This window comes from Methanosarcinales archaeon (assembly GCA_014859725.1).
GTDB lineage: Archaea > Halobacteriota > Methanosarcinia > Methanosarcinales > Methanocomedenaceae > Kmv04.
The window spans coordinates 1-11585 of the sequence record JACUTQ010000065.1; the positions used below are offsets into that span (position 1 = coordinate 1).

Annotated in this window: 11 protein-coding genes; 5 read left to right on the top strand and 6 right to left on the bottom strand. The window is 42.9% G+C overall.

Translation table 11 applies throughout. From position 1 onward, the window contains the following. Window positions 1-82 precede the first annotated feature (82 nt). Complete coding sequence (locus IBX40_06955; protein MBE0524052.1) at window positions 83-862, bottom strand: circadian clock protein KaiC; 780 nt, start codon at window positions 860-862, stop codon at window positions 83-85. Between the two features lie 201 nt (window positions 863-1063). Between IBX40_06955 and IBX40_06960 the strand changes: the two genes are divergently transcribed. The 3 genes from IBX40_06960 to IBX40_06970 are packed head-to-tail and all read left to right on the top strand — an operon-like array spanning window position 1064 to window position 3242. Further along, window positions 1064-2284 (top strand): proteasome-activating nucleotidase, encoded by a 1221-nt coding sequence (locus IBX40_06960; GenBank protein MBE0524053.1) that lies wholly within the window; start codon window positions 1064-1066, stop codon window positions 2282-2284. An 11-nt stretch (window positions 2285-2295) separates the two neighbouring features. Further along, the gene (locus IBX40_06965) at window positions 2296-2874 is read left to right on the top strand and encodes a TIGR00296 family protein (protein MBE0524054.1); all 579 of its coding nucleotides are present in this window, start codon (window positions 2296-2298) and stop codon (window positions 2872-2874) included. A gap of 56 nt (window positions 2875-2930) precedes the next feature. After that, on the top strand, window positions 2931-3242 hold the full coding sequence (locus IBX40_06970) for a transcription factor S (protein MBE0524055.1): 312 nt from the start codon (window positions 2931-2933) through the stop codon (window positions 3240-3242). Here the strand turns inward: IBX40_06970 and mfnA are convergent. Both mfnA and larC read right to left on the bottom strand, forming a co-directional pair. Next, window positions 3239-4372, bottom strand: coding sequence for a tyrosine decarboxylase MfnA (gene mfnA, locus IBX40_06975; protein MBE0524056.1), 1134 nt, complete (start codon window positions 4370-4372; stop codon window positions 3239-3241). The genes IBX40_06970 and mfnA overlap by 4 nt on opposite strands. A gap of 29 nt (window positions 4373-4401) precedes the next feature. Beyond that, the gene (gene larC, locus IBX40_06980) at window positions 4402-5631 is read right to left on the bottom strand and encodes a nickel pincer cofactor biosynthesis protein LarC (protein MBE0524057.1); all 1230 of its coding nucleotides are present in this window, start codon (window positions 5629-5631) and stop codon (window positions 4402-4404) included. Window positions 5632-5751: 120 nt separating this feature from the next. On the opposite strand from larC, the gene IBX40_06985 reads away from it, so the two are divergent. Next, window positions 5752-7971: a CDC48 family AAA ATPase gene (locus tag IBX40_06985; protein MBE0524058.1), complete on the top strand. Its 2220-nt coding sequence runs from the start codon at window positions 5752-5754 to the stop codon at window positions 7969-7971. 17 nt (window positions 7972-7988) lie between these two features. Further along, window positions 7989-8252, top strand: coding sequence for a PRC-barrel domain-containing protein (locus IBX40_06990; GenBank protein ID MBE0524059.1), 264 nt, complete (start codon window positions 7989-7991; stop codon window positions 8250-8252). A 26-nt stretch (window positions 8253-8278) separates the two neighbouring features. On the opposite strand, the gene IBX40_06995 is transcribed toward IBX40_06990, so the two are convergent. From IBX40_06995 to IBX40_07005, 3 genes are all read right to left on the bottom strand, one after another. Continuing rightward, a complete protein-coding gene (locus IBX40_06995) occupies window positions 8279-8992 on the bottom strand; it encodes a phosphoglycolate phosphatase (GenBank protein MBE0524060.1) in 714 nt (237 codons plus the stop codon). After that, on the bottom strand, window positions 8959-9939 hold the full coding sequence (gene radA / locus IBX40_07000) for a DNA repair and recombination protein RadA (GenBank protein ID MBE0524061.1): 981 nt from the start codon (window positions 9937-9939) through the stop codon (window positions 8959-8961). Before radA ends, IBX40_06995 begins: the two co-directional genes overlap by 34 nt. A gap of 106 nt (window positions 9940-10045) precedes the next feature. Further along, window positions 10046-11074 carry a glycosyltransferase family 4 protein gene (locus IBX40_07005; protein ID MBE0524062.1) on the bottom strand — a complete coding sequence of 343 codons (1029 nt, stop codon included), beginning with the start codon at window positions 11072-11074 and terminating at the stop codon, window positions 10046-10048. Window positions 11075-11585: the final 511 nt, after the last annotated feature.

Sequence of the window (11585 nt, forward strand, 5' to 3'; positions counted from 1 at the left end):
AGATTCCATAAAAATATATTTTCCCATTTACCATTTAATTTGAAGAAGATACCTTAATACCATAAATCAAAAAAAAAAACAGCTACTTTAGCTGTCCTAATACTGTATACACTTCTTCGTGAGGGTGAACTACTATGCCTTCATTGGTAATATCATATGGATGGATTTTCTTGCTGTGGTCTGAACCACGCATCTTATAGATCTCCATACTTCGAACCCTGACATTCTCCACCCTCTTATAATACAGAGCAATTGTACCTTCAGTCACGAAATTCTCGACACCAAAACGGCTGGGATGGTTATCATCAACGATCTCACAGGTCATCAGGGATGTTAGTCCCAGTATCTCTAAGGTCGCAGCCAGTTTCAAGAGTTCAATACGAATCTTGGCTGGATCCTGGAGATAAAATCCAATTGATGTTGTGGTATCCACTACAGCCCTTTTAGCACCGATCTCTTCCTGGATCATAATAATCTGATCCATCATGGAACGCATGTCAAAGGGTCTTACATCAACATACTTCTCCTGGGAGGGGATGCCTATCTTTGTGGATGCAGCATCAATTATCGCCAATTTCCCTTCATCTTCAAGAGTTTTCAGGTCCCATCCGAACTCTAATCCATTAGCCCTAATATGTTCAGGTCGTTCTTCAGTTGCTACAAATATGCCGTTTTCGCCATATTTGGTAATCCCATTATATAAGAATTGAAGAGCAAGTATTGTTTTCCCGGCGCCAGAAGTACCTGATAGCAAATAAGTGAAATCACGTTTAAGGCCACCTCCACATAGCTCATCAAAACCTTCTACCCCGGTTGGAGCTCTGTCGATAAGGTCTGTTGAATTGAATTCACTGCCTTCCATTATTATTCATCCATTTATTTTTAATATCTTAATAAAATAAAGTTTAGTAAGTTTGTATAATTATCATCATAATTAGACATATATTTACCTATCGTTTTTTAGGAGCTTTAATGCAAAATATCCAAACAGTGTAAATCATTTAATAAATTAAGATGTTATATCCCCAATGTTTATATCAGATTATATTATAATTTAGATTATATGGAAAATACAATAGCCCGGCATTCTTCTGAAACGAACTTTTCAAATTCTCAAGAATCAACTGAAGATGATGTTCAATCATTAAAAGAAAAACTAAGACAACTGGAAGAACAGAATGATCAAATCCAGAAAAGACTGCTTGATGCCGCAGTAGCCAACAGCAATTATCTCCAGACAATACAGAAACTCAAAGAGCAGAATCAACAGTTGAAAGAACCTCCGTTATTTATTGCTTCGGTAATGGAAATTGTGGACAATCTGGCTTTGCTGCGCCAGCATGGCAGCAATCAGGAGGTTATTACACATATACCGGTTGACTTGATGGGTGAGTTGGAAGCTGGAATGAGAGTTGCGGTAAATAATGCCTTTGGAATGGTGAAAGTCTTATCCAGATCTGCAGATGTAAGGGCCAGGGTAATGGAGCTCATCGAATCCCCCAATACTGATTATAATTCTATAGGCGGTCTTAATAAAGAGATCCAGGATGTTGTGGAGACAATTGAACTTCCACTTACCGATCCACAACTATTCAAAGAGGTGGGTGTGGAACCACCGAAAGGCATTCTACTCTACGGCGCACCAGGTACTGGAAAAACACTTATTGCCAAAGCGGTAGCTAGCAGGGCAAAAGCCACATTTATTAGGATGTCGGGCTCAGAACTGGTCCAGAAATATGTAGGAGAAGGTGCACGCCTGGTACGTGATGTTTTCCAGATGGCAAGAGAGAAAGCACCAAGTATTGTGTTCATTGATGAAATTGACTCGGTGGGCGGCCGGCGGACCCATGACGGAACAACCGGTTCTGCAGAAGTGAACAGGACAATGGTTCAGTTATTGGCCGAACTTGACGGGTTCGAAGACCGTGGGGATGTTAAGATCATAGCAGCTACCAACCGGATAGACCTGCTTGATCCTGCCCTTTTAAGACCAGGAAGATTTGATCGGATAATTGAGATCCCTATGCCAGATGAAAAAGGCCGTTTTGAGATTTTCAAGATCCATACCAGGAATATGGCACTGGATTCTGATGTGAATCTGGATAAAATGGTCAAGATGACAGATGGGTTAAGCGGGGCAGATATCAAAGCAATTGTGACCGAAGCTGGAATGTTTGTTATACGCAGGAAAGCCAGGACGATTAAAATGAGCGATTTTATGGATGCATATCACAAGATCATTGTAGAAGAACATGATGATGAGCCGCATGGCATGTTCGTTTAATTGAGATGGATATGTCTGATCTGGTAACTGATGATGATGGCCGTATTGCCCTGGAATTAGCACGCAAAGCTATTACAGAATATTTGAACAGCAAAAAGGTAATAGAACCTGAAGGTCTCTCTCCGGTCTTTTATGAGAACAGAGGTGTATTTGTAACTCTGAATAACAGGATCGGGTCACAAAAAGAACTGCGGGGTTGCATTGGAAGACCCTATCCGGTCATGCCCCTGGGGGATGCGATCATAATTTCTGCAATTAATGCAGCCACTGAGGATACCAGGTTCAATCCTGTAACCATTAAAGAACTTAAGGAGATCTCCATCGAGGTCACTGTACTTACCACTTCCTACCGCCTTGAAGTGGAACCTGAAAAGCTCCCGGGTGAGATTATTGTGGGGAGACACGGCCTAATAGTCCAAAAAGGGCCTTATGCAGGACTTCTGCTGCCTCAGGTTGCTGTAGAACATGGATTTGATGCAGGAAGATTTCTTGATCAAACCTGTCTGAAAGCAGGACTTTATCCTGATGCATGGCTTGAATCTGATACCGAAGTATATGCTTTTGAAGGCCAGATATTTCATGAAGAATAAAATAATTGAATTAACTCTTGAGATATAGATAATATTGTTACGGGAAGTCAGGAAATATGGAATTTTGTCCTAAATGTAAAAGTATGATGATGCCTTCGGGCAATGTAATGAAATGCAGGAAATGTGCATTTGAAAAGGAGAAAGCAGGTGCCAGTAATATACTTGCTAAACAGGAATTCAAAGAACGGGAAGTCACTGTACTTGAAGGTGATGAAGCAGCAGGTCTTCCTACCACAAATGCCCATTGTGAAGAGTGCGGCAACAAAATAGCCTATTGGTGGCTGCGTCAGCTGCGATCGGCCGATGAAAGTGAAACAAGGTTTTTCAGGTGTACCAAATGCGCTAAGACCTGGAGAGAATACGATTAAGTAGTCGTCCTGCAGACCTGTTCAAGATCCAGCAGGAATTTTTCCAGTACGACCTCATTGAGATGGGGCATAATTACCAGCCTTAATGCCTTTGGATCCCTGGTAATAGAGGTGGACCAGCCTTTAACACTCAATTCTTTCCTGACGCGTTTAACATCACCCACATCCAATACTGCAACATTCATCACAGGGTTCATTAGGGTTTCAGCTCCGAACTCACTGGCCCGTTTAACCAGGTTCTTAGTTAATTTCATACAGCTATCTACAATCTGACTGTATCCATCCCATCCTAAATACTTCATCACAGCATATGTTGCTGCTGCAGCAGCACCGGTTCGTGTTCCGCTTAATGAATACTGGGTATCCAGGGTAAGGTAAGGAGTATCAGTTTGCAGCTTATGAAGATGTGATGGGTCCCTGAACAGAAGTCCACCTGCAGGAATGGTACATAGTCCCATTTTATGGGGGTCTGCGGTTATTGATGAAACTCCCGGCAGCTTGAAATCAAAATCATATTTCTTATCAAGAAATGGTATAACAAAAGCCCCGAAGGCAGCATCCACATGCAGGAAAATGCCCCGTTCCACAGCCATATCTGATAATTCCTTGATAGGATCGATCTGGCCAAATTCAGTAGTACCAGCTATTCCAATAAGGCCTACTGTGTTATTGTCTATAAGGGAGTCAACTGCGCCCAGGTCGACTTTGAACTCCTCATCAACCCGGGCTTTTCGCACTTCGATCCTGAGAATGTCTGCAATCTTATCAAAAGAGAAATGGGCTGATTGGGGTACAATAATATTGGGCGTTGTGCTTATTCCGCTGTTTCGGGCTGCTCGAATGGCCTGGATATTGGATTCGGTACCCCCTGTTGTGATATAACCATGTACAGATGGGTCTCCCAACATTCCTCCCATCATGTTTATTACCCTATGCTCTAGGGCCTGTGTGCCTGGAAACAATCCCGCATCACCTAAATTGGCTTCCAGAAACATTGCATGGGCCTTGACAGCTATGGGATGCGGAATGGTACACATGGCACTGAGTACACGGTTATATGATACATCCTGTGCTTTGTAGTTTCCTAGTCTGTCCAGGACCTCTTCTTCGCTTAAGCCGTTATTTTTCATATTGTCATCCTGAAAAGGCCATATCAATGTTAAATTATTCTATTCTTTTTCAGGTCCGACCTTGCTGTCTCTTCTGCCTTTCGGATAATCTCCTTTACAGGGAGGCCAGTTTCCCGGGCGATTTCTTTGCAGTCATCGAATTCTGCTGAAATGTTGAGAAATTCACCTTTATTATCACAGGCTATTTTCACGTGGATAATATAGGAGTTTCCTGCTACAGTGATATTTACTTCTATTATCTTTCGCTGCACAGTGAATCTATGCATAACAGGTACCTGTCTCACTCCAAGACTTCCCGTTTCTACTATGATCCTCTTTGCCAAATGGTGCGCATGAGATGGTTTACAGATGACTTTGATCAAAGCACCGCTTCGCCCTTTTTTCATAGTTGCTGGTATTATAGAGACATCCAGCGCACCATCATCCATTAGTTCCTGAATGAGATATCCAAGCACTTCTCCTGTCACATCATCCACATTTGTCTCCAGCATCGCAATATGATCTATTACCAATGATGCGTCAAGTTCCCCCATCACAGTTCTAAGCACATTGGGAAGACCTGTTTCCTTTGACCCTGCACCATAACCTGTCTTGGAAGATATCATCTGAGGAAACATACTACTTGAATAACCATATTTATCAACAAAATGTGCCAGTATAGCAGCTCCTGTGGGTGTTAATAGTTCATGATCCACGGGACCTCCCTTCCAGATCAGTTTTGAATTATTAAGAATCTCAAGAGTTGCCGGGGCAGGGACAGGTAATTTTCCGTGAGCAGTATTTACAAATCCACCTCCCACAGATATAGGCATGCAGATTACCTTTGAATTTGTCAGCCCAAGATCGTGAAAAGCAACCACTGCACCCACAATATCTGCAATTGCATCCTGCTGTCCCATTTCATGCAGGTGCAGCTCATCCAATGTTGTGCCATGTACTGAAGCTTCAGATCGACCCACCAACTCCATAACATCTATTACATCCTCAATTATCTTTTGGGGCAAACCTTTAGATTTGACCTGACCGATTATCTCTCTGAAATTATATTGTGAAGTAGATCTCTGGACAACCTCGATCCTGGTTGCAGAGATTAGTTCTTTTTTATTTTCATATGTGTCTACATCAACATCAGCTGCCAATTCCATTGAACTAATCACAATTTTTTTATCAGCGCCCAGGTTTAACAAGCTACCAATGATCATATCACCTGAAGCCCCGGAAAAAGGGTCAAATACCAAAACTTTAGTTGTCCTGTTCATATTGTTTTACAGGTATGTTCTAATTGGAAAAATACTTATATGTATTCAATAGACAACAATATAATAATTCATTTGATAATTAATTATTTAATTTTGAAAAAATAATAAGAAGGTTTCTACTTGGACTACATTCAACTCAAAGTAACAAAAGCTTATCCAACTGATTCTGCAAAAGGGATTGCAAGGATCGATCCGAATCTGATTCAAAAGCTGCAGATCTCAGTGGGTGATATTATCCTCCTGGAAGGAAATAAGATCACTGCGGCCAAGGTATGGGAAGCAGATAGGCAAGATTGGAATAAAGACTCTATCAGAATTGACGGATTCACCCGTCAAAATGCTGGTGTAGGTTTAGGTGAGAGCATTAAAGTAACAACAGTTAAAACTCTGGGAGCTACCAAAATCGTGCTTGCACCTCCTGAAGGACAGGTCATTCAGCCTGGAGGTGAAGCAAATGATCTTGTCAAACGCCAGATAATGAAACGACCTATAGTAGAAGGAGATCTAATTCCTATTATTAGTACAACAGCAAGTCCAATTCTGGGTCATATGAACACAGGTCAAACGATACCTTTAATTGCAGTAAAAGTAGAGCCGGAAGGCGTTGTAATCATAAAAGAACAAACAGAGATTGAACTTTTAGACAAACCTGTCACAGGATATGATACACTTGCAACTACAGGTATAACCTATGAGGACCTGGGGGGTTTAGGTGACCAGATACAGCACCTTCGCGAAATGATAGAACTGCCCCTAAAACACCCTGAGATATTTGACAAGCTTGGCATTAACCCTCCGGCTGGTGTGCTGATGCACGGACCTCCCGGTACTGGTAAGACCATGATCGCCAAAGCTGTTGCAAATGAGAGTGGAGCGAGATTCTTCTCTATAGCAGGGCCGGAGATAATGAGCAAGCATTACGGAGAGAGCGAAAAAGGCTTGAGGGATATCTTTGAAGAAGCATCTAGCAATGCACCCAGTATAATATTTTTTGACGAATTGGATGCCATTGCAGGCAAAAGGGAAGAGTCTGTGGGAGAAGTTGAGCGCAGGGTAGTTGCACAGCTTTTGACCTTAATGGATGGCGTGTCTGAGAGGGGGCAAGTAGTGGTAATAGGAGCTACAAATAGGATCAATGCAATAGATGTAGCACTGCGCAGGCCAGGTAGGTTTGACAGGGAGATAGAAATAAGTGTGCCTGATAGGGATGACAGGTTGGAGATATTGCAGATCCATACCAGGAGCATGCCATTATCAAAAGATGTAAACCTTGAAGAACTGGCTGATAACACTCATGGGTTCGTGGGTGCCGACCTTGCAGCACTATGCAGGGAAGCTGCAATGAAGACTCTCAGGAGCTTTAACAAAATTTTCAATCTTGAGCAGGAGATTCCGCAGGAACAGCTCAACGAAATAGAGATCACTTCCGATGATTTTTCTCTTGCTTTAAAGGAAGTTGAACCATCGGCCATGCGTGAGGTTATGGTTGAAGTTCCAGCCGTGAGATGGAATGATGTGGGTGGCCTCGACAAATCCCGTCAGGAAATCCTGGAAGCTGTGGAATGGCCGCTTAGAAATCCTGAAAGATTCAGACAAATGGGACTCCAACCGCCTAATGGAATCTTGTTGTATGGACCGCCAGGTACTGGTAAGACTTTGATAGCAAAAGCCGTAGCTACAGAAATAAGTGCCAATTTTATCAGCATAAGGGGACCCCAACTGCTGTCAAAATGGATGGGAGAAAGTGAAAAGGCAATACGTGAAGTATTCAAGAAATCAAAACAGGTATCTCCATGCATTATTTTCTTTGATGAAATTGATGCGCTTGCACCCATAAGGGGCATGGATTCCAGCAGCAGGGCCATGGAACGTGTAGTTAACCAATTGCTGATCGAGATGGACGGTCTGGAAGTGTTAAAAGATGTGGTGGTGGTGGCAGCTACCAACCGACCTGATATGATTGATCCAGCCCTGATAAGATCCGGGCGATTCGACAGGGCGGTTTTCATCGGTCCGCCTACCAAGGATGGGCGTGAAGAGATACTCAAGATTCATACCAGGAATATACCTCTATCAGAGGATGTGGATATAATTGAGATCGCTGATCAAACAGATGGTTATGTTGGTTCTGATCTGGAGGCGATCTGCCGTGAGGCTGTTCTGTTAGCTATGAGAGAGAAATTTGATGCAAAAACTGTGGAAATGCGTCATTTCAGAAATGCTCTGAAAAAGGTCAGACCGGCCCTAAATGAGAATATCCAGGAATATTATCAGCAATTGGAAGCCCAATTCAAGGGCGGCGTTAAAACAGAACAGAAGTCTTATATAGGTTATCGGTAAAATTTGGAGAGATAACAATGACACGAATATTTGCCAGGAATCTTAAAGACAAACAGGTCATGAGTTCAGATGGAATCACGTTGGGAATTATCAACAACATCGTGATCGATGTCAAATCCGGAGCGGTAATAGACCTGGTTGTCAAGCCTGATATCGCACTCGATAAAGAAAAATATCAGATGGAAGATGAGTTTATTCTTGTACCTTTTGATGCTGTAAGAGCTATCAAAGACTATATTGTGGTTGACAAGAATCAGGCTAAGACAGATGTAAAAACGTAAGTGTAGACTTAATAAGTCCCAAAAAATTATATTTTTCTTTTATTCATTTTTCGTATATATTCCAAAGCTTCGATTGCCCCTTTTCCATATGAATCTGAAGTCACATGATCAGCCACATCTTTTAGATCAGGATGAGCATTAGCTACAGCAAATCCCAGTCCAGCAACTTTGAGCATTTCAATATCATTAGCAGAATCCCCTATTGCTGCAAAGTCTTTTGGATCGGTCTTCATTAATGCTGCCACTTGTGCAAGTCCCGTACCCTTGTTCACTTCTGTGGTCTTGATATGCACTGCAAATCCAGTATCCACTATCTCGATGTCGTGAATGCCTTCCTTCACGAGTATATCCCGGGCAGATTGAATGTCAAAATTCCGTCTCAAAGCCAACTCGGATTTTCTCAGGGACCCGTCCAGTTCTTCAAGTTCCAGGTGATGTTTCAGTAAATTGAAAGCATTCTTACACCGTTCTTTGTCGCCTTTTACGTACACGGACCCGTCATAACCCATAGATATCACACCGCCGTTCTCAGCTATCATGATATCAGAGGCTCCTATGAGTTTTGAAGCACATTTCACAAAGCACAAAATGTTACCACTGGCCAGTATCACCGGAATCTCATTGTTACGGATTGCTTCTGCAGCTCCGCATGATAATCGGCGCTTTTCGTCTGTAAGCGTCCCGTCAATATCTATTACAACGGCTTTCAATCTGTCAGTCCATCTGTGGTCACAGAAAATACTGCTTCACCTTCAGGCAGGCTTGGTGAATCTACCAGCCTAGCTATTCGCTTTTCACCTTTGGATTTGCGCAGGTATAATCGGAAGGTGGCAGTATGTCCAACAATATGTCCGCCTATGGGTCTGGTTGGATCTCCAAAGAAAGCGTCCGGTTTGGACATGACCTGGTTGGTCACAACCACTGCCGCATTGAACAGATCCCCGAACTTAAGCAGCTCGTGCATGTGTTTATTCAGTTTCTGCTGCCTATCAGCAAGGGTTCCACGGCCTACATATTCTGCTCTGAAATGAGCGGTAAGGGAATCCACGATAAGTAAGCGTACAGGTTTGCCGCTATCCTTGAATTCTTCTGCCAGCTGGGTGGCTGATTCTGCCAGCAGTATCTGGTGGTTAGAGTTATAGGCCCGGGCCACATGGATATTTTGCAGGAATTCTTCTGGGTCATATTCCTCGCCTGTACGGCTGGATACCCCTGCCAACATCTGTGTAATACGTTCTGGCCTGAAGGTATTTTCAGTATCGATCATTATAACTGAACCGTTCAGCCCCCCATGCTCTGGTGGAAGCTGGACATTTACGGCCAGTTGATGGGTTATCTGGGTCTTGCCACACCCGAATTCTCCATAGAATTCAGTAATTGACTGGGTCTCAATGCCGCCGCCCATCAGTTCATCGAACGCTTCAGTTCCTGTTGTCAGTTTACCTACCAGTTTCCTGCGTTCAAGTACCTTGTTCCCTGTCTCAAAACCGCCTACATCTGCTGCATCCCTGGCAGCATTTATGATCTTAGCAGCCGTGGATTCTCCCACTTCTGCAGTGGCGGCAAGGTCTGCAGGTGATGCTACTGCTATGGCTTCAATAGAATTGAATCCCGCTTCTTTCAATTTCTCTGCTGTGGCCGGTCCCACTCCGGGCAAGTCTTCCAGCATTGTGATTTTTTCTGTCATATGTTATATCTCCTGGTGCACAGGGTATTTTCGTCTTGGTGCACAATTATTACACAGATTTTCCCCTATTAATATTAGTCTCATGTAAGCACTGTGAAAGTAATCTTCAATCCAATAATTCCTGATATATCTGGCCTAAACGTTGTGAAGTTTTGTTGATATCATGATACTTTTCAGCAGAATTTCGGGCTTCTCTGCCCAACCGATGTCTCAACTCCTTGTCATTGGCCAGCTGTCGGATGCAACTATCAAACTCTTCTTCACTCCCGCCCATTAGGCAATCCTTACCAGGGGTCAACCATTCCCTGAACACAGGCAGGTCCCTGGTAATAATGGGACGACCGTTCGCAGCCGCTTCGATCAATGCCAGCCCCTGGGTCTCATGTCTTGAAGGGAAGAAGAAAATATTACTTGCAGAAAGGGCTGCAGGAATATCCTTAATATATCCTGTCACCAGGATGGTGTCAGGCAGGTCCTTAAGACTTATATCTCCCTGCCTGGCAAACATCTTATAAAATATATCTATACCTGTATTGTCCGTATATTCACCGCCCACCCACATGAATTTCAGTTCAGGATTCCGTTTTGAAATGTTAATAAAGTCATCGATCCCTTTACGTCTGGATATCCCTCCTACGCAGCTTACTACTAGCTCATTATCCTTTATGCCGTACTGTTCTCGAAAACTTATGCAGGATTCTTCTGAAAATGAATATTTAGCAAGATTGATACCGTAATTTAACTGTTCAATTGTATGGCCTGGAAGAAGAGTCCTGAAATAATCTTCTGCTGATCTGGACGGGCATAAAATAATGTTCGATTTACTTGCGATTTTCTTAAACCATATTCTCAGTGAATATTTTGCGCCTCTTCCTACCGAAAAACTATCTTCCGTGGCGTGGCCATGATAGATTATGGGATAATTATGGTCACCATTATTACTTAAACGATAGGCCAAACGCAGGGGCATATGAATGTGTAAAAGATCAAAACCGGCTTCCTGGTCATATACCACTGAAAAGTCCGTGCCCTCCAGTCTGGTTGCAACTTCTGGGATATATGTTTCAAGCCATCCCATATTTTTTGTGAGTCTGTTAACAGTTAGCTCGTCAATAACAAAATTAATAACAGACATTATGATCACCCATTGTTTGTTTTTAGAAATAACAATATCGCTAATAAATAAATAAATTAACCTATAAGCTCATTATAAATTTTAGACTCTGAGATGTCTTGTCTATATCGTGGTATTTCCTGGCAGATTGTAATGCATGCTTACACAGTGTGGATGCGAAACTAATATCCTGTGGCAAGGATCTGATGTATGCCTCAACTTCGTCCATATCTGTTCCCATAAGTCAATCAAAGCCGTGTTTCAGCCATTCCCTGAACAAAAGCTGGTTTTCATTATTTGATTCACCGCAAAGATCCGCAAGCGTGCCGAGCAAAACTCATATTCGCCAGCTGGTGAAAATCCAGCACGAGGAAAGGCTAGCCACCACGTCAGCCCCACACCCCCGGCATTTATCCACCCCCACACAGATACCCCTGGGAGGGGGCTGGACATCATTTCAATATTAACCACAGAGAGCACAGAGAAAAGTAAAATCGCTCTGTGCACTCTGTGTCCTCGGTGGTTTTTTTAT